General features: G+C 58.4%; 9 protein-coding genes and 3 pseudogenes. 4 read left to right on the top strand and 8 right to left on the bottom strand.

Features of this window, described 5'->3' with window-relative positions; translation table 11 throughout:
* Window positions 1-151 precede the first annotated feature (151 nt).
* Both GFU70_RS02610 and GFU70_RS02605 read right to left on the bottom strand, forming a co-directional pair.
* Window positions 152-454: a cell division protein ZapA gene (locus tag GFU70_RS02610; protein ID WP_058545572.1), complete on the bottom strand. Its 303-nt coding sequence runs from the start codon at window positions 452-454 to the stop codon at window positions 152-154.
* A complete protein-coding gene (locus GFU70_RS02605) occupies window positions 451-681 on the bottom strand; it encodes a hypothetical protein (protein WP_153387555.1) in 231 nt (76 codons plus the stop codon). Before GFU70_RS02605 ends, GFU70_RS02610 begins: the two co-directional genes overlap by 4 nt.
* Before the next feature lie 193 nt (window positions 682-874).
* Here GFU70_RS02605 and GFU70_RS28975 point away from each other — a divergent pair.
* Window positions 875-1,663, top strand: a pseudogene (locus GFU70_RS28975) (MCP four helix bundle domain-containing protein); the annotation flags it as partial.
* Between the two features lie 30 nt (window positions 1,664-1,693).
* Window positions 1,694-2,566, top strand: a complete 873-nt coding sequence (locus GFU70_RS28970) for a methyl-accepting chemotaxis protein (protein WP_413468843.1) — start codon at window positions 1,694-1,696, stop codon at window positions 2,564-2,566.
* Between the two features lie 183 nt (window positions 2,567-2,749).
* Here GFU70_RS28970 and GFU70_RS02595 read toward each other — a convergent pair whose 3' ends face one another.
* On the bottom strand, window positions 2,750-3,091 hold the full coding sequence (locus tag GFU70_RS02595; protein WP_153387553.1) for a DUF6124 family protein: 342 nt from the start codon (window positions 3,089-3,091) through the stop codon (window positions 2,750-2,752).
* Window positions 3,092-3,528: 437 nt separating this feature from the next.
* Between GFU70_RS02595 and GFU70_RS02590 the strand changes: the two genes are divergently transcribed.
* Complete coding sequence (locus tag GFU70_RS02590; protein WP_058545569.1) at window positions 3,529-3,966, top strand: hypothetical protein; 438 nt, start codon at window positions 3,529-3,531, stop codon at window positions 3,964-3,966.
* 155 nt (window positions 3,967-4,121) lie between these two features.
* Here the strand turns inward: GFU70_RS02590 and GFU70_RS02585 are convergent.
* The 5 genes and pseudogenes from GFU70_RS02585 to GFU70_RS02565 form a co-directional block, all read right to left on the bottom strand.
* Window positions 4,122-4,761 (bottom strand): annotated as a pseudogene (locus GFU70_RS02585) (hypothetical protein).
* A gap of 87 nt (window positions 4,762-4,848) precedes the next feature.
* On the bottom strand, window positions 4,849-5,088 hold the full coding sequence (locus GFU70_RS02580; RefSeq protein WP_226921023.1) for a hypothetical protein: 240 nt from the start codon (window positions 5,086-5,088) through the stop codon (window positions 4,849-4,851).
* Between the two features lie 412 nt (window positions 5,089-5,500).
* A complete protein-coding gene (locus GFU70_RS02575; RefSeq protein WP_153387551.1) occupies window positions 5,501-5,902 on the bottom strand; it encodes a DUF6911 family protein in 402 nt (133 codons plus the stop codon).
* Window positions 5,903-13,663 carry a DUF637 domain-containing protein gene (locus tag GFU70_RS02570; protein ID WP_153387550.1) on the bottom strand — a complete coding sequence of 2,587 codons (7,761 nt, stop codon included), beginning with the start codon at window positions 13,661-13,663 and terminating at the stop codon, window positions 5,903-5,905.
* Between the two features lie 25 nt (window positions 13,664-13,688).
* The gene (locus GFU70_RS02565; RefSeq protein WP_153387549.1) at window positions 13,689-15,395 is read right to left on the bottom strand and encodes a ShlB/FhaC/HecB family hemolysin secretion/activation protein; all 1,707 of its coding nucleotides are present in this window, start codon (window positions 15,393-15,395) and stop codon (window positions 13,689-13,691) included.
* A 307-nt stretch (window positions 15,396-15,702) separates the two neighbouring features.
* On the opposite strand from GFU70_RS02565, the pseudogene GFU70_RS02560 reads away from it, so the two are divergent.
* Window positions 15,703-17,428 (top strand): annotated as a pseudogene (locus GFU70_RS02560) (potassium/proton antiporter).
* Window positions 17,429-17,460: the final 32 nt, after the last annotated feature.

Here is a 17,460-nt window from a genome sequence, read left to right as displayed (position 1 = left end):
TCACCACCCTCCACTGTGGGAGCGGGCTTGCTCGCGAAAGCGGTATGCCAGTTGCAATTGATTTGCCTGATCCACCGCCTTCGCGAGCAAGTCGGATCGCCGCACCGCCGCTCCCACAATGAGATCACCATCAACCTTTGGTCCTTAGGTTTCAGGCCTGCTGGATCGTCTTGGCAATCACATCGACCGTGGCGCTGACTTGCTCTTGGTAACGGTCGAGTTCCGCCTGATGAGCCTTTTGCATCTCCATCTGTTGCGAACACAGGTTCATCGCCGCCAGTACCAACAGGCGATCTCCGATCAGCGTCGGGTATTTTCTTTTCGTGTCGGCCAGTGCGGCCTTGAGCATGGAGGCAGCGTCCAACAGGGCCTGTTCCTGCCCGGTCGGCGCTTTGATTGAATAGTCTTCTCCCAGGATCGAGATGACTGTCACCCCATCGGCGCCGTGCTTCATGCGCTGACAGCCCCGGCGCTGGCGCGCTCGATCAGCGCCTGGATGCGAGCGGCGGTGGTGCCGTGCAGTTCTTCCTGTTCCATCAGGCTCAGTTGCAGGCTCTCGTTTTCATCCTTGGCCCTGGCCAGTTCCGCGCCCAGGGTTTCGTTCAGTCCGGTGAGGTGACGGTTCTGTTGCACCAGGTCATTGACCAGTTGTTCCAACTGGCTGAGGGATGTTTCCAACATATTGATTTCCAGGCTTTTTCAAGGGGCGCGTACGATAAAGAAAAGTCACCGTCGATGCCATGGTTTACACAGCGACGGTACTTCGCTCGCGAGCTGTAGAGACTGCGATTCGTGGATCTGGTTCCTACCCTTCGTCGCGCGGCCAGGGCTGCCCTGTGACAAAAGCACGCATGTCACTCAAGACTTTAGTCGTATGACCGATAAGTCAGGTAACAGCAGTCACAGCCCCGCACGGATGCGCCTCCTTCCGGTACTTTCCATGTCTCTACGTAATATGAACATCGCGCCGCGGGCGTTCCTGGGCTTTGCCCTGATCGGCGCCCTGATGCTCGCCCTCGGGGTATTTGCCCTGACCCAGATGAGCAACATCCGCGCATCCGGCGAGAGCATCGCCCGCAACAGTGTGCCGAGCATCAAGGCCCTGAACGAGTTCACCCAACTCACCCTGCGCCTGCGGGTGTTGTCCTATCGCTTGCTGACCAATCGCGAGCCGGACACCCAGCAGAAAACCTTCGATCTGTTCGAGCAACGCAACCAGCAGATCCGCGCCGCCCAGGTCGCGTATGAAAAACTCATCAGCGCCCCGGACGAACGGGCCGCCTACGATCAATATGTGCAACTGCTCGGGCAATACCGTCAGCTCGAAGAACGGATGAAAACCCTGTCGCGCAACAATCAGGTCACTGAATTGCAGGCGCTGCTCAACACCGAACTGATGAGCAATTCCGACGCCATCAACGCAGTGCTCGCCCGTTTGACGGAGATCAACAACCAGCAAGCGGAAGCCTTCAATCAAGGCGCGGCGAAACAGTACTCCACCGCTTTCAATTGGGTCGTCACCCTGCTGGTCATCGCCACCGGCCTGACCCTGCTGTTCGCCTGGCTGCTGACCAACAGCATCACCAAGCCGATTGCCAACGCACTGGACGCCGCCGAAGAAATCGCCAAGGGCAACCTGACCCGCCCGATTGTTGTCGATGGCAGCGACGAAGCCGGCCGCCTGCTGCGGGCGATGTCGACCATGCAGGAAAAACTGCGCGACACCTTGCAGCGAATCTCCGGCTCGGCCACGCAACTGGCCTCCGCCGCCGAAGAACTCAACAGTGTCACCGACGAAAGCGCCCGTGGCCTGACCCAGCAGAACAACGAAATCGAACAGGCCGCCACCGCGGTCAACGAGATGACCAGCGCCGTGGAAGAAGTCGCGCGCAATGCGGTCAGTACCTCCGAAGCGTCGAAAAACGCCACCACGTCTGCCGGCGACGGCCGCGACCTGGTGCAGGAAACCGTCAGTGCCATCGAACGCATGAGCGCCGATGTGCAGGGCACCGCCACATTGATCGGCAACCTGGCCAATGAGTCCCGTGACATCGGCAAGGTGCTGGACGTGATCCGCGGCTTGGCCGACCAGACCAACCTGCTGGCGCTCAACGCCGCCATCGAAGCCGCCCGTGCCGGTGAGGCCGGTCGCGGCTTTGCCGTGGTCGCCGACGAAGTGCGCGCCCTGGCCCACCGTACCCAGCAGTCGACCAGCGAGATCGAGCGCATGATCGGCAGCATCCAGAGCGGCACCGAACACGCCGTGGATTCGATGCGCAACAGCACCGAACGTGCGGAGTCGACGTTGAACATCGCCCGCGGTGCCGGCATGTCCCTGGACACGATCAACACCGCCATCGTCGAGATCAATGAACGCAACCTGGTGATCGCCAGTGCCGCCGAAGAACAGGCCCAAGTGGCCCGTGAAGTCGACCGCAACCTGGTGAACATCCGCGACCTGTCGGTGCAATCGGCCACGGGTGCCAATCAGACCAGTGCCGCGAGTGCTGAACTGTCGCGTTTGGCCGTGGATCTGAACAGCATGGTTGGACGGTTCAGCCTTTAAGCCGCGTAACGGATGATAGTGAGCAATCATCCGCCTGGCTTTTGTGGCGAGGGAGCTTGCTCCCGCTGGGCCGCGCAGCGGCCCCGTCCTTAAAAGCGACGACTGCTTCGCAGCCGAGCGGGAGCAAGCTCCCTCGCCACAATGTTTTCACTCTGGAATCCGCTCGTTTCTCAACCTTCCGGCTTACCTGGGATCGACGGTATCCAACGCCCGGTTTGCCAATAACTCGCCCAACTCGATCAACTGTTGCAGCCCCAACGCAACATGTCGTCGCGAGCCTTTCAGGTCGAACGCCAGGTCACTGGCCATCGCATTGGCAGAAGCCAGGGTTTCGCTGAGGTTGGCCAGCAGGCTCTCAGCATCAATGCCCTCCACGACAGTGAATAGCTGGTCGGGGGATGGCTTCTTGTCACGCTGGGCAGGTTTGGGGTTCAGATAGGAATCGATGACACGTTCAGCGTTGGCGTCGGCTGCGATATCCAGATGCAGCGGTGGAACGGGTGGGTCTGGGATGAGTTTGTCCATGGAATGCTCCTAACGTAAGTGGGAGCCGCCACGTTCGCTGCTAAACGAATAGGTGGCAGCCGTGCGCAGGTTAGCAGACCGGTACGTTAGGAAACCGGCGCACCCGAGGATGCCCTGCGCACAGCCGCCATAAGAATTCGAGCGATAAAAATCGCTCGCACTGAATGGCAGTTGCCATGCGCCTAACGTGACTCCGAGCTGCTAAACCCGACCGCTGATGGGCAGCGGTGAACAAAGACTAGGCACCGAAATCGGCAGGCGCAAGAGGCTGGAATTTTCTAGGAAATGTCCTGCAAGTCAATGGGGAATATTCTTTCCGCCGATTCCTACGGCGAGCTGGTTTAGTCGTTCCAGGCCGAAAAAATTGCGTATAGTCCCGCCCGCCGCCTTGCGGCAATCCGCTTTGGCAAACCGCCGTTTCTAGAAGGAGCTTGAATTTGTACAAGGGATTTACAGGAGTCGTTTTTCTGTTACTGGGCGGCTGCTCGCTGCATCCATATTCCAAGGACGAGCTGTTGAACACCGGCACAACCAGCCCCGAGTATTGCCTGACGCAAGAGCGGGCGGTGGTGGAAGAACGCGTGCAAGGCTACCTGAACCACTGCTTCCACCCCCAAGTAACCGAGCTCAACACCGGCGCAAGACTCGTCAACACCATTCAATTGAAAGTCGACCGGAACGCCGAAAGAAGTGACATGGTGCTGTGGGCGCCAACAATTTACGGAAGCCAGTTCTATATGAACGTGATCGTCTCGGAAAAGAACCCCGCCTGCAAAACCACCATGACCGCCGTGGCTTCAGGCTGGGGATTCGCGCGAAACTTTCCGAAGATCCTGGAAAGCGCAAACGGGGAAGACCCGTGGTGCCCGCTATAACCTCCACCAATTGATTAATCAACTGGCTCTCGTGGCAAGGGAGCTTGCTCCCGCTGGGCTGCGCAAGCAGTCCTCGCGCCGCTATAGGTATGTCACGCCCCCCTTCGCTTATCAAACAAGCTGCCCCCTCTACTGCCATCAACGCCTCGCTTAAATCAGCTACGTTGCCGCGGCATAAAATCTTCGGTGCTCTTGTTTCTCAGTTGCAGCAGAGACATAACGAATTCTGGCTCAACCCCCATCAGAAACTCCATAGCGTCGTAGATTTTCCATTGATGTATTTCGGGGCGATCTATTATCGAGCTGAGGTGCTGTTTAACAAGCGGGATGTACTCCGGATACCGCTCACGCTTTAAGAAGGCGAAAGCGTCAGATATTTCAAAGGGTTCCGTTCCTGCCAACTCGATGATAGTAGACAGTGGTAAAAAAGCTTGAGCCCTAGCGACTTCCCTTTGTCCCCTGTCGACCATATTTGCGAAGTACATGGTTACAGCCATGAGGATCTGGCGATAAGTATCATCGTATCCATGCAACCTGTGGGGGTAGGTATTTTTGATAAGTTCCGGCTTTTCCATGCTTTCGCTTAATGCAACCAACCCCTCGAAAACCCCCCAGCTAGTCAACAAGTTTGCAGCTTCGAAGCTGCACAACATCATCATCTGAATTGCGAAGCAAATCCAACACTGCAGTCATTCTTTCCTGCGGTATATCTTCGGCCTCCAGCTCACCTGCCTCGGCGGCATAATCAGCATGATCCGGTATGCCGTGGAGTAGGTCGTAGGTTTTCCGATCCACAATGAACCCTATTTCTGAATGATTAATCACGTCATTTGCAACAGCCCGAGCTCCTTTTGTCCCAACGAACCAATTAAAACGCTAATACTATTCGTAAATCTTAGATGCAAACAATATTTTTGCAAATGTCTGCCAACTAGGGATGAGGGCTTCCTCATCTCCAGAGTTCATTGCGTAGAAATTCATCGCTCGAACCCAAGCTTCCATTGCGTCCAAAAACCTTTCCAGCGTAGGGTTTTCCCACTCGCCTGAATTTAATTCCAAATTCTCCTTAAGCCCACAAATAAAGTCTGCAAACTCCTCTCTTGTTTTAATGCTCTCAATCATCCTATCTAAATCCATAAGCCACCTATTTACAAACCCCACGAACACAAATTATAGAACCGTTATTTGGTGTAGTCATCTTCCTTCCAATTTCCTCCCGGTGGAACTTCGATGCCAAGCCATTGCGGCATCTCCATGCGGCCTTCCGCCATTTATAGAGCGTCGGCTTCCACGCTGCGGATATTTCGAGGCTCAATCACACGGCCTATACGCTCGCTGTCTACGCTTCGCAGCGCCGGTTACCCAGTCACCACGCAAGACTCGCTTCCGGTCAGTGGCTAACCTTTACCGGACGGGGTTCATACCCGCTGGGTTTCTTACGCCATTTCGTGACGGCTTACGCCGTCAGTCCCAAGCGACCAAGCTTTGCCTGGCGCACATAAATCTGCCCCCTTTTTAGAGCATTTTTTTTGCCCTAAACACTTAACACCAATGCACTTACATCACCAAAACTTAAAAACTCCTGAAAACAAGAAACAACGAGCCCTATATCTCTTGTAATTAAATTCGCTTGATAGCAATCACCCAAAACGTCAATCAGCTTTGTTCCAGCTGACGTATTATTAAGGGTACGCACAACGTGCTCCCCATCATCCAAGTATTGATTTAACATCAAAAGATAATTTCCAGAATCAGCATAAAGATTGATTTCGTAAGGCCCAACTTCAGGTACAGGGGTAATAGACAACGAAGCGACACCATCGAATCTACCACATTCATATATAATGGATTTAACATCTTCCATGGTCGGCTGATGAACAAGAGGGATCTGCAATCTACCGCACTCAGGACTAAGCGTATACCCTCCGATTATCATCTATTTTTTCTCCTTAATGGACTTCATACCTGACTCCCAGTAATAATTTTTCGGCAGTCCCGTTTTATCATCTATAGCTCTTACGGTTAAAGATTTCAACTCAGCCTTTTCCGCGGCAGCGGCTATGTCGCCTTTGCAGAATCCGCATACATCCTTTCCTGCGACTGTCATGGACATGTCCGCTCCGGCGGTTTTACCAGCGCTATATGCTTGCTGAATCACACCGATTTCAGCGTGGGCATCTTTCATATTTCCGTTTGGATAAAGCTTGCCAGGATTCGTAGCGGCTTTATCTGCAATTCTATCCGTAATCAACGAAGGTATTTTTGGATCCGCCTCGTTGAGCGGACGAGAGGTTTGATTGACGTCTTGAAAGGTCTGTCCTCCTACCTTTCCCTCTGCCGCCACTTTTGGTGCAGCTCCCTTAGCCGATCCTTCTATTACATTTCTCTCGACCAGCGCAGCGGCTTCCAGATCCGTAAGCATGCTTGTTGCATTCGCATTCTTGGACGCAGCGCCTTTTGCACCTGCACTACCATTGACACGTCCAGAGGAGCCGATCTTTGGCACCCCAAGACTCGCCGCATTCATAGCGCCGACCACAATGTTGCCGATGCCATTCCACGTATCACCATCGTAGACCTGGCCCGCACCGTGTCCTGCTTGGAGTGCACCATTCGCCGCAGCTGCGACCCGAATCGTAGTGCCGAGATTTCCGGTCAGGAAATACAGAGCAGGTGACCCCACGTCACTCATCGCCTGCATTTCACGATTGATGCGCAGGTAACCCTCAGCATCGCGGTACAGCATTTCGCTAGCGCTCTGGTCCCTGGACCAAAAGATGTTGGCAACCGATACGCCATCCTGAGCTCTCAGGCCGTCGGCGTAGGCAATTCGCTCCTGGGTAGTACCGCCCGCATACGGAAAGTCTCGGTAAGGATCCGGTCCATTTTCAAGCAGATTGTTGATGCTGGTGCGGGCAGCCTCTACCCCGTGTTCTTTACTTTGCTCGTAGCCGTAGACCTGAAGATAAGCGCCTAGCTCTGTTTTTTCTGCCGGAGAAAGCGACGCGGGATCGGTGTGAAAACGTGCCAACAACGCATCGCTACGCTGGTCCGAGCCTTGGAGCACCATCATTTTTTTGGCGGCGTCCAGGCTCTTGGTTTCTTCATATTCCTTGAGAGCCCTGTCTCGCTCCGCGCGGGAGTGGTCTCCTAGGAAGTTGTAACGCGTGCCGTTTTCCGCCACTTGCGCAGCGACTTCGAGGTCGCCATTGGAGGCCGCAGCGCCTAGAACGCCGACAACTTTTGAAAGTGCCACCAGATTCTCTTGGGCCCGAGTGTATTCAGGCGTACCGGGCTCCAGATGCGAGGGCAGGAGCGTATCCCCCAGCAAACCGATAAGAACCTCGTTTGCCCCGCCCGCTATTGCTCCTGTACGGAAGTCTCCTCCCATGACTTCCGCCATCAATCCGCCCAAGGCCGAATGAAGCAGAATCGCTTCCAAGCTGCCTTCGGCCAGACCTAAGTCGCCGATTTTTCCGGCGCCATACGCTCCACCAATGCTGGCCGCCGTTCCAGCCAACGAAGTTGCTAAGTTGTCTTGGTAACTGCCTCCGTACACCGCTGTTTTAATCGCAGCATCCGCAGCCACTTTCATAGCGACTGTCTTTACGCTCTCGGCATTGAAGCCAACCGTGCTGGCGTCATAGCCAAGCCCTTGGGTAACCCCTGCCGTAGCTATCGAGACGGCATACCCTTTCAGGCTCTCCTTGGAAGTAACGTCCTTGGCAATCGCGCCGAGGTTTCCTCGGTTGTCGATGGTACTGACCGTCGCCTTGGTCGCGACGCTGATTGCTCCGGCCTGAACCATGGTATTCATGGTGGCCATCATCGGCCCCATTACGGCGGCCAGGGCGATGGCGATGATCAACTGCGACGCCGGCCCCAAACCTGACGTGTTGTATTTGAAGGACTCATGGATTTCCTTCACCTGCCGCCAGTCGACGTCACCGCGCCGCTCGGCGTCCTTGATCCAAGCCAGTTGCGGGTCGGCTTTCACCATCGCGTCGATGGTCTGGCTGACCGTTTGCTGATCGACATGCTTGATATCGATCTTCAGGCCTTCGACCGCCTTGATCGTGATGTTGCCCGCTGCCGTCATCTGAGTCTGGCGCAAGGTTTCGTCGGTATTCCCCTTGCCCTTGGCAGAGTTCCAGAACGCGTTGTTGTTGGTCTTGGTATGACTTTCGTCGTGCAGGTCTTTAACGCCCTCAAAGACGATGGCGCCGCCGCTTTGCAGTATCAGATCCTTTCCACTTTGGAGCTGGGCCACTTGGTAGCGCTGGTCATCGCCGCTCTTGAGTATCAGGTCGCCTCCGGAGCGGATCTGGCTGCCGACATGGGTGATTTGTGTCACCTCATCGCGCCGCATCTTCAAGCTCCCCCAACCGCCCTTCTTCTTCATGTCATACAGCGAATAATCCCGATTCTGCTCCGCCAACAGACTCAACTGCTTACCCGCCACCAGGTAGGCCTCATTACCCGCCGCAATCTTGCTCGCAACCATCAACAGATCATTGCGCGCAGCAACCCTTACATCCCCCCCGGCATCGAGGGTGGTCGCCTGCTGCGAGACATGGTCTTCTTCCTTGTTGATTTTCTTGCCGCTGCGCTTGTAGCGGTATTCGCTGGAGTCCTCGTTCGCCGCCGCGATCAGGGCGACGTCGTTGCCGCTCAGGTTGATGTCGCCCTTGGCTTGCAGATGGCTGGCGACGACGGTGAGGTTGTTGCCGGCGGTGACGTTGAGGTCGCCGCCCGTCTTGACTTCACTGGCGTGCTGGACGGTCTGGCTCTGCTCCCAGAAGTGGCGCTTGTCCTGGCGCATCGAGCCGTTTTCTTCGCGAGCGGCGGAGATGACGACGTCTTTGCCCGCACTCAAGTCCGCGTTGTTGCCCGCGGTGATCGCGCCGCCCACGTTGAGCAGATCGCCCGCTGCACGCATGGTGAGGTTGTTGCCGGCCTCGATGCGCGCGGCGTTGTCGACAACGGAGGTTTTCGAACTGAAGCCCTTGCCGCTGTTCTCAATGGTGGTGATGGTCCGGTCGTTGCGGACGTCGCCGGTCAAGGTCGAGAGCTCGACGTCCTTGCCCTTGAGGATGCCGCCTTGCATGTTGACCAGGTCTTTGCCCGCGACCAACTTGAGCCGCTCGCCAGCCTCGGCCAGGCGGGTGTTGAGCAGATTGTTGCCGGCTGCGGCCGAAAGGTTTTCGCTGGCACGCAGCGTCCCGGCGTTCCTCAGGTCGGTGCCTGCGATGAGCGTGAGATTCTTGCCTTGGATCAGCGCGCCATCGGCCATCAGCCGGTCGTTGGCCTGCGCCAGGTACAGCACCGGCACCAGCACGTGCTCACCATTGACGACCTGATCTTCCATCCAGACGATGTCATGGGTCAGCGCGGCGACTTGTTGCGAAGTCAGGGTCACGCCAAGGGCCAGGTTCAGTTGTTCCTTGCTGGCGATGGCGTTGTTCATCAGGTACTTGAACATGCCTTCGTCGGAGGTCTGGCCATCGAGAAAACGTTGGCCGGTGCGGGCGATCACGGCTTGCTGGATCAGGCGTTGTTCGTACAAGCCATCGCCCAGGCGCTTCCAACTGGTGTCCGGGTCATACCCCAGATTACCGAGCAGGTAGTCCGAGCTCATGAACTGTTTGAGGTCGGTCAGTTCACGATTGGTTTCAACTACGTACTTGTGGCCTGTAACGGCCCAGCTTGCGTTCGCCCCCCGGACGTTGGCCTGGCTTTGGTCATGACTGTTTTGCGCCGCCGCCGCGCTGTCGACGACGTGGAACAGGCCGTTCTCGCCCGTCGGCAAGGCGAATCCGGGCATAGTGGTCGGGTTGACTTGTTGTTGGGCCAGATCAGGCGGCAATTGAGGGTTGAGCACCACGACCGCTGGCTGTGCGACATTGGCCACATCGGTGGCCGCTGACTTGGTTGCGCCCGCCAGCGGCGTCTGGAACTGCGCAATGCTGCTGTTTTCCAGCTGTTGTGTCGCTTGGATGCTGATGTTCCCGCCCGATTGAACCACTGCTGCTGCCAGCGATTGCCCTGGCGTCACGGTAGTGATGTCGCTCACTTGGCGGAAATTGTTCAGTGCATCGACAGGCACTTGCTTCGGGTTGGCCTGGGCGTTGTAAGGAACGATGACTCTGGAACGGAAGCGCTCGTCTGTCCCATCGGTGACCCTGCCGGTGTTCCAGGTCCGCGTCCTGACGCTGGTGCCGGAAGCAGCGCCAACGTTGGCGAAGTTGTCTGCGGTAATCAGCAGGTCGGAAGCCGAGGCCATCACGCTGTATTGGTTGGTCACTGTGGAGCCGTCGACGGTCAGCTTCGCCCCACTCATCAACGTGGCACTGGCCGAGTCTTCGAGCACGACGCTTTGGAAGGTTTCCTTGGCCACATAGTCGACGTTGTGGTGGTCACCACCGCAGTCATAGCATTTGACACTGATGGAGCCCGACACCAGCTCATCGGTGGTGGAAAAAACGTCCTTGCGATTGATCAGGGTGTCGCTGCGCAGCGACATGTCCTTGGCCGACTCAAGGGTGCCGGAGATGTTCTCCAGCAACACGCTGCGAGCGACGCCATCTCGGGCCGCGACATTCAGTGCCCCCAGGCTGTAGACGTCCGCACGATAGTTGGTGAAGCGATTGAAACGCAGGGCCATGTCCGCGCCGCTAAAGATCAGGCCGCGATCGTTACGGGCCTCGTTGGCAAGCAGCTCCAAGGTGTCGGCACCACCCAGCGTGCCCGTATTGACCAGGCTCGTGGCGGCCAGGGAGAACTTGCCGCCGCCGGTGATCCGTCCGGCATTGTTCAATGCACCGAGACTGGTGACGGTGGTAACGCCACCACCAGCCAGGCGCGAGGCGCTGGATAGATCGAGGCTGGCCGCACTCAGATCGAATTTACCGACGCTGCTGAGGCGGCTGTTTTCGGTGCCGACATAAGCACCGGTCAGCTTCAGATCCAAATCAACGTCGCTGCTGATGATCCCCGCGTTGTTCCAAGTGCCGCCCGTAGCCAACAGGCTTTGCACCGCAACCAACTTGCCGCTACTGGTCTGATTGAGCTGGCCCACCTTCAGGTTCAGGACATTAGCCTGGATATCCGAGCTGTTGTCCCAACGCGCCGCGTCGACGGTCAGGGTGCCTGAGGTCATCAGGCTGCCGCCGATGTTGCTGAACCTGGCGAGGTCCACGCCTAAGGTGCCGGTGCCCACATGACGAACATTGCCGCCAGCATTTTTGAAGCCTGCCATCTGCAAGGACAGGTCCTGGGTGGCCGCTTCAATGACGCCGCTCTGGTTGTCCAGCAGTTGATCAACCGTTAGCGTCGCAGTCCCCAGCTTGCCCACCGAGCGCAACTTGCCGCCCTGGTTATCAACTGACGCAGCACGGATCAGCAGGCCGTTGGAACCCTCCACCAGACCACGCTGGTTGTTCAGTGCCCCGGTCAAACCGAAATCAATGGCGCTTGCCGCTGCGCGTCCGTCTCTGTTGTCCAGATTCCGAGCGCGTACAGTCAAGGCCTGTTTGGCGAGCACTGCACCGTTGCGGTTCTCAAGCGTGGCGGTGGTGATATCAACGTCATCGGACAAAGCCGAAACCTGCCCGCCATTGTTGAGCATCGCTTGTTTCGCATCGAGATCGACGGAGTGCGCCTGGATCAACCCAGCTGCGTCGGCGGAGGTGAGCGACTCGCCGTTATCCAACACCGTGTCCAGCGTCGCTTTCAGCCAACCGCCGACACTGGCAAGGACACCGCCACGGTTATCGAGGCTGCTCGCCTCGATATCCACGTTCCCGGCCTGGGTGATGGCACTGCCATCCTGGTTGACGAAGTCACCGGTGATATCGACCTTAAGGTCACCTTGGCTGAGCAGGCTGCCTTTGGTGTTATCGAGACCACCGCCGCTGATCGTCAGCCCCTGCTCAGTGCTGATGATCGCCTCGCCGTTATTGAGCAGTTGCTGGTAAGCGGTCAGGCTCATCGCCTTGACCGAGGCGATATAACCATCGTCGCTGTTGTTGATGTGGTCTGCGGTCAGGGTCAGTTTCCCCTGGCTGACCAACTTGCCGTCCTTCTGGTTGAAGCTTTTCAGCGTCGCAACCGTGTCACCCTGGCTGGTGATTTGTCCCGCGCTGTTTTCAATGCTGCCGCCCTTGAGAGTCAGCGTGGCGTCCGTCGCAATTTTGCCGCTGCTGTTATCCAGGTCGTCCGTTTCGAGCTTGAGAAGATCGTTGCTGCTGATGACCCCTACGCTGTTCTTCAGCGTACCGGCCACCAGCTTCTGCTCGCCGTCGCTGGCAATTGTCCCTTTATCGCGGTTGTCCAGCGTCCCGTTGGCCCGCGCTTGCAACGTGTCCTGGCTGACCAACGTCCCGGCGCGGTTGTCGATGTCCTTGCCATCGAGGGTCAGTGTTTTTCCGGCAGAAAGAGTGCCGCCGCGATTGTCGAGGGTCTGCTTGGCCGTGGCTTTCAAGTCACGACTGGCGATTACGCTCTGCCTGCGATTGTCGATATTCGCCGCGGTCAACTCCACGTCGCCCATCTGGTTGCGAGTGTTGTCGACGTTGACGCCCGCCTCGATGATGCCCAGGTTGTTGAGCTGCCCGTCGGTCGTCAGCGTGACGTTGTCCCGCGCGGCGATCGCTTGTCGGTTGGTAAGGGTGCCTCGGGTCGTCGCCTGGACCTGATTTCCGGCATAAATCGTTTCCCGGGCATCCAGGCTCTGGGCGTTGATATCAACCACGCCCGACGCCGTGGTCTGCGCCAGGCTTAAATGTCCATTGGCATCGAGCTGGATATCACCGCCACTGGCAACCATCTTGCCGTCCAGCTTCACGCCAACCCCGGCCTCGGTCCCCACCAGCTTGATGGCGCCAGCGTACATACCACCCAAGGCCGAGGAGTCGATGGCCAGCTCCGGTTTGGCGCTGCCATCATCAACCCGGGCAGTAGCGTTCAGGGTATTGGCGTTGACGTCGTTGCGCCCGGCGACGATGGTCAGGTTCTTGGCCTGGAGCTCGGCATTGATCTTGGCGCTGCGGGTGATGATTTCGAAGCGGTCGACGTTGTTCGCGTTCAGACCCGCGCCTTCAATGGCGACGCTGCCCTGGTCCACGTGATAGCGACCCACCTGGCCGTTTTCGATGATCGGCTTGCCCGTGGTCAGGGTCGCCTTGGGGGTATTGATGAAACCGCAACCGTTGCAGGTGATGCCGTAGGGGTTGGCGACGATGACGTGGGCCGACTGCCCGGCCACTTCGGTGTAGCCACGCAGCTGGCTCGGGTTGCCGCCGTTGACTTCGTTGAGGATGACTTTGGCGGCCGTGCCCTTGAGGTTCGGGTTGCCGATAATGATGCCGCCCAATTGCGTGGACTGGGTGCGGGACGTGGCGTTGTTGAGGATCACGCCGTTGCTGCCGACGTTATAGTCCTTGAACTGGTTGTGAGACAGACCACTGCCGTTGGGCTTGGCGATGTTGACCACCGGCACGCCATTGCCGGCCTGGCCGAGGCTGGTGCCCGGCGCGCTGACCACGATGCCGCCCGCCTGGGCCCACAGCGGTTGCCAGAACATGACGTTGGCCAACAGGAACGCCAGGCCGCGCTTGGGCATGCCCCAGAACTGCTCGCGGGTTTGCAGGGCAGCGGAAGGCTGGCGGGCCAGGAAGGCGTATTGGCGGTCGTCCATGATCAGGTCTCGTTACAGCAGAAATTTAGATGGATACATCCACGCGGAAGTAGATCGGCGCTTCGCGCGCGGTCAGGACATCCGGACGTTCCAGGGAATGGGCGAAGGTGACGCTGGCGCTCAGGTGCTCGCCTCGGGCGAATAACTCCAGCGAGTTGCTCGACATGCGCCCGTGCTCGCTACCGTTGTAGCGATTACCGCGAATCACGCCTTGGTCATAACCGAGGCTGGTGCCGTATTCGGCGAATACCGGGCGTAGCCATTGCAGGGTCACCGGACGGCTCCAGCGCAGGTCGTTGCGCCAGTAGCCGCCGCTGTCGCCAGACAGTGTCTGGTCCTTGTAGCCGCGAATCGACGACAGGCCGCCCAGGCTCATGCGCTGCGAGGCGAACAATGCATCCTCGCTGCGCTGGCCGGTCATCAGGCTGCTGAAGCTGAAGGACTCGCCGCCCAGCATGAAGGGCTGCAAATAGCTGAGGGTCGCGGTGTATTTGCGATAGCGCGCATCTGGCACTCCAGGGCCCGGCTCATGATCGCCCTGGGCATCGAGGGCACCGATACCTTGTTGCAGGCCCAGGTCGAGGTTGACGAAGGCATTGCCCACTCGCCGGCCATGATTGATGCCGAACTGCGCCTCGCTGATGCGGTTACTGCTCACATCGAGCTTGCTGTCTTCGAAAAAGTTATTGGTACGCAGGTACGCCAGGCCTGTGTTCAAGGAAGTCTTGCTCACCGCGTCACGATGCACCACCCGCTCCAGGCGAAACTGATGGCTCTGGCTGTCGCCGGTCTGCTTGAAGGTAAAGCCGTTGAGCTGCGCCGGCGTCCGGTACTCGCTTTGGCTATAGCTGTAGCTCAGGTTCCACCAGCCAAACGGCAAGTTGTAATAGAACATGGCGTTGCGCGAGGTTTTCTGATGGTCGCTGACGGCATCGTGGCCGCCGCGCAAGGCCAATTGATCGGCCAGGCCCAAGGGATTGTCCCAGTCCAGGGAGACGCCCCATTGCTGCTCACCGGTGCTCTTTTGTCCATCGTTATGCCGTGACATACCGGCGCGCCAAGGTTTCTGCGCGGTGTTCTTGACCAGCACTTCACTGCCGCCGATGTTCTGCCCTGGCGCCAACTCCATTTCCACACGGTTGGAGGGTAGGCGGTTCAGTTGATCGATCATTTGCTCGATCTCCCGCAGATTGAGCAAATCGCCCGGCTTGCCCGGAAAGCTCATGGTCAGCTCCCGCTCGGAGAGTCCGCTGTCCTCGGCGCCCTTCAGGCTCTCAAGCCGTCCCTCGACTACCAGCACCTGCAGATGCCCGCTGGACAAATCCTGTTGTGGCAAATAGGCACGGCTCGTGACCAAGCCCTTTTCCAGGTACGCATCGGTAACGGTCTTGAGCAGCTCGTTAAGCTGCGGCACGCCCAGGCACTGATTGATGTAGGGCTTGAGCAAGCGTTGGCGCTCGCGCTCGGACAGGGCATCGGCGCTTTTGAGTTCGATGGTCTTGATGAGGAAGCAACGGGTATCGGCAGGTTTTGCCGGCGGGACTGGCTTTGCTTCTTTGCCTGGCAGGTCCTTGAGTTCTTCGAGGCGCCGACGCTGCTCTTCGAGCAGGCGATTCTGGCGTTCGCGGATAAGGTCAGTGTCGCCAGGGGTTGGCGCGGCATAAACAGGGGAAAGCGGAGAAAGGCAGAGCAAAGCCAGGCACAACCTCGCCCACAGGGCGGGTAAAGACATGTTCGATCCCTCGAGCAAGAAGCGGCATCCAAAATAGCGGGCGGATACTAGGGAGCGCCCCTGCGGGAGTCAACATTGGATTGGCCCAATGGAGCTGCTGGTTTGTTATCAGCTGTTTCCCATATCCGGTTACGAAATAACTCGTCTAAAGCACAATCGCCTGCGAAACGGTCTGGCAGGCGCAAGGCTAGAAGGAAGACGCCCAAACCTTTTTTGACAGCATCACATTTCAACAGGTTAGAATCGCTGGCACGCAGACTGCATGGTCAGTTTGTGCCTGTCCCTCAAGATTCCCGGAGTACTGCCTTTGACTGCGACGACCATCAACAGCCTGTTCTTGATCGGCGCGTTGCTGGTGGGTGCGAGCATTCTGGTGAGTTCTCTTTCGTCGCGCCTGGGCATCCCGATCCTGGTGATCATCCTGGCCGTGGGCATGGCGGCCGGTGTCGACGGCGCCGGTATTCTTTTCGATAACTACGCCACGGCCTATCTGGTCGGCAACCTCGCATTGGCGGTCATCCTGTTGGACGGCGGCTTGCGCACGCGGGTCTCGAGCTTTCGCGTTGTCGCTGGCCACGGTCGGGGTATTGATCACCACCGGGCTGACCGGCCTGGCGGCGGCGTGGCTGTTCAACCTGAACCTGATCCAGGGCCTGCTGATTGGCGCCATCGTCGGCTCCACCGACGCCGCGGCAGTGTTTTCGCTGCTGGGCGGCAAGGGCCTGAATGAGCGGGTCAGCGCCACCCTCGAGATCGAGTCCGGTAGCAACGACCCCATGGCGGTATTCTTGACCGTCACCTTGATCGGCATGCTCGCCAGTGGCGAAACCGGCCTGCATTGGAGCCTGGTGGGGCATCTGGTGCGCGAGTTTGGTATCGGTGCGGTGATCGGCCTGGGCGGCGGCTGGCTGATGCTGCAACTGGTCAATCGCATCAACCTGGCCAACGGCCTGTACCCGATCCTGGTCATCAGCGGCGGCCTGGCCGTATTTGCCTTGACCAACGCCCTGCACGGCAGCGGCTTCCTCGCGGTGTACCTGTGCGGCCTGGTGATCGGCAACCGTCCGGTGCGCAGCCGCCACGGTATCCTGCACATGCTCGATGGCATGGCCTGGCTGGCGCAGATCGGCATGTTCCTGGTGCTGGGGTTGCTGGTCACGCCCCACGACCTGCTGCCCATCGCCCTGCCCGCCCTGGGCCTGGCATTGTGGATGATTCTGTTTGCGCGTCCGCTGTCGGTCGTGGTCGGCCTGCTGCCGTTCAAGGCGTTCCACGGTCGCGAGAAAGCGTTCATTTCCTGGGTCGGCCTGCGCGGCGCGGTGCCGATCATCCTGGCGGTGTTCCCGTTGATGGCTGGGTTGCCCCACGCCCAGCTCTATTTCAACCTGGCGTTCTTTATCGTGCTGGTCTCGCTGCTGGTGCAGGGCACGAGCCTGCCGTGGGTCGCCAAGTTGCTGCACGTGACCGTCCCGCCCGAGCCGCTGCCGATTTCCCGGGCGGCGCTGGAAGTCCACGTCACCAGCGAGTGGGAGCTGTTCATCTATCGCCTGGGCGCGGAAAAATGGTGCATCGGCTCGCCCCTGCGGGACCTGAAAATGCCGGACGGCACGCGCATCGCTGCCCTGTTTCGTGGCCAGCAACTGCTCCATCCGTCGGGTAGTACGGTGCTGGAAGTCGATGATTTGTTGTGTGTCATCGGCCATGAACACGACTTGCCGGCCCTGGGAAAACTGTTCAGCCAAGCGCCGCAACGGGGCCTGGATCTGCGCTTCTTCGGCGACTTCGTACTCGAAGGAGACGCCCAGCTGGCCGCGGTTGCGGCGCTGTACGGACTGAAACTGGACGGCATCGATCCCGACATGTCCCTGGGCCGTTTCATTGCCCAGAAAGTCGGTGGCGCTCCAGTGGTCGGCGACCAGGTGGATTGGAACAACACCCTGTGGACCGTCGCAGTCATGGACGGGAACAAGATCGGCAAAGTGGGCGTCAGATTCCCCGAAGGAAGTCGCCCGGGTCCCGGCTTGTTCCTCTAAACTGCTCCCACTCTCACTTGCTCGACCGGTCT

It is taken from the genome of Pseudomonas brassicacearum, from assembly GCF_009601685.2.
Taxonomy (GTDB): domain Bacteria; phylum Pseudomonadota; class Gammaproteobacteria; order Pseudomonadales; family Pseudomonadaceae; genus Aquipseudomonas; species Aquipseudomonas kilonensis_B.
This window is presented reverse-complemented; position numbering and strand designations above follow the sequence as displayed.

What these genes read in the sequence shown, in the direction of transcription:
- GFU70_RS02610 (WP_058545572.1), bottom strand. Translation starts at nt 454, where the DNA reads ATGAAGCACGGCGCCGATGGGGTGACAGTCATCTCGATCCTGGGAGAA.
- GFU70_RS02605 (WP_153387555.1), bottom strand. Translation starts at nt 681, where the DNA reads ATGTTGGAAACATCCCTCAGCCAGTTGGAACAACTGGTCAATGACCTG.
- GFU70_RS28970 (WP_413468843.1), top strand. Translation starts at nt 1,694, where the DNA reads ATGTCGACCATGCAGGAAAAACTGCGCGACACCTTGCAGCGAATCTCC.
- GFU70_RS02595 (WP_153387553.1), bottom strand. Translation starts at nt 3,091, where the DNA reads ATGGACAAACTCATCCCAGACCCACCCGTTCCACCGCTGCATCTGGAT.
- GFU70_RS02580 (WP_226921023.1), bottom strand. Translation starts at nt 5,088, where the DNA reads ATGATTGAGAGCATTAAAACAAGAGAGGAGTTTGCAGACTTTATTTGT.
- GFU70_RS02575 (WP_153387551.1), bottom strand. Translation starts at nt 5,902, where the DNA reads ATGATAATCGGAGGGTATACGCTTAGTCCTGAGTGCGGTAGATTGCAG.
- GFU70_RS02570 (WP_153387550.1), bottom strand. Translation starts at nt 13,663, where the DNA reads ATGGACGACCGCCAATACGCCTTCCTGGCCCGCCAGCCTTCCGCTGCC.
- GFU70_RS02565 (WP_153387549.1), bottom strand. Translation starts at nt 15,395, where the DNA reads ATGTCTTTACCCGCCCTGTGGGCGAGGTTGTGCCTGGCTTTGCTCTGC.